Source organism: Streptomyces pseudovenezuelae, assembly GCF_029892565.1.
In the GTDB taxonomy this organism is placed as follows: Bacteria; Actinomycetota; Actinomycetes; order Streptomycetales; family Streptomycetaceae; genus Streptomyces; species Streptomyces pseudovenezuelae_A.
This window is the reverse complement of sequence record NZ_JARXVH010000084.1, coordinates 1-1,159: the sequence shown is the minus strand read 5'-3', so window position 1 is coordinate 1,159 and position 1,159 is coordinate 1. Positions and strand designations below refer to the sequence as shown.

The 1,159-nt window shown below is 65.0% G+C and carries 2 protein-coding genes; one reads left to right on the top strand and one right to left on the bottom strand.

All coding sequences use genetic code 11. The features are described from left to right. Positions 1 to 138 precede the first annotated feature (138 nt). Positions 139 to 564, top strand: a complete 426-nt coding sequence (locus tag M2283_RS51570; protein WP_280883575.1) for a nitroreductase/quinone reductase family protein — start codon at positions 139 to 141, stop codon at positions 562 to 564. Positions 565 to 718: 154 nt separating this feature from the next. On the opposite strand, the gene M2283_RS51565 is transcribed toward M2283_RS51570, so the two are convergent. Next, complete coding sequence (locus M2283_RS51565) at positions 719 to 856, bottom strand: hypothetical protein (protein ID WP_280883576.1); 138 nt, start codon at positions 854 to 856, stop codon at positions 719 to 721. Positions 857 to 1,159 lie beyond the last annotated feature (303 nt).

The following is a 1,159-nucleotide window of genomic DNA, read 5'->3' as shown; positions in this document are numbered from 1 at the left end:
GAACGGCTCGCACTACTGGCCATGCACCCACCGGGACCGAGAGGTCACAACCCTACTCGTGAGGGCTGCAGAAAGGATGGTCCTCTAATGAGCACTCCGGACACGACCGGGTCGAACGACTCCGCACGGGACACGTCTTTGTCCCACCTGCCCAACCACATCCGACGAGCCATCGAGATCACCCCCGCCGCGGGCACCAGAGAACGGATCATCGACATCACGACGCTGGGGCGCCGCACCGGCCGAGCACGCCGCATCGAGATCTTCTTCTACCGAGCTGCGGGCACCACTTACCTGTGCAGCGGCGCCGGCGCTGCCGCGACCGACTGGCATGCGAACCTTCTCGCCAATCCCAACTTCACCTTCCACCTCAAGAACGGGATCCATGCAGATCTGCCCGCACGGGCCACGCCTGTCACCGACCCACGTGAACGCCAGGCCGTGCTGGCGGAGATCGTGGCGGATCTCAATCAGCCCCACGACCCCGGCACCATCCGGCCGACTCGGCTCGAAGACTGGGCCGACAGTCGGCTGATGCGCATCAGCTTCCGCCATCGGCCGTGATCGCGGATCCCTCGACAGACGACCTACTCCCAGGGACTGGGGTGCAGTCGCGGCTAGAGCACGGCTAGAGCGGCTCTTCGCCAGATGAGGATGTAGCTGGCGCGGCGGTCCCAGATGGATGACGAGGTTTCCAGAGGGAAAGGCTCCTACACGCTCATCCTGAAAGAACCGCCACGTGCCCGACGCCACCGTCGGTGAGCGCATAGATGCGTTCGCCCACCCCGATCTGACAGCCTTCTGCCGCCTCGACGAGCTTGGGCTCGTCGTCACCGGCCAGCGCCTCGAGCCTCACCTGACTCTACGAAACTCGGGGCAGCTCACCCTGCCGCTCCGGTAGGTCTCGAGCCAGTGGTCCGGGTGTTGGGGACGGTACCCGTCCGACAGGCAGATGCGCAGGCCCGGGCGAGCCGACTGAAGCCCAGCCAGGGACAACTTGTCCGCGGTTAAAGTCGGCCTTCATCTAATTTTCGGTTCGCGCCAGGATGGGTGTGTCGAACAGGGGAGGTCGGACGATGGACCGGGTGTTGCTGGCGGATTTTCTTCGCGCGCGTCGTGAGGTGTTGCAGCCGGAGGATGTCGGGCTTCCTCGCGGACA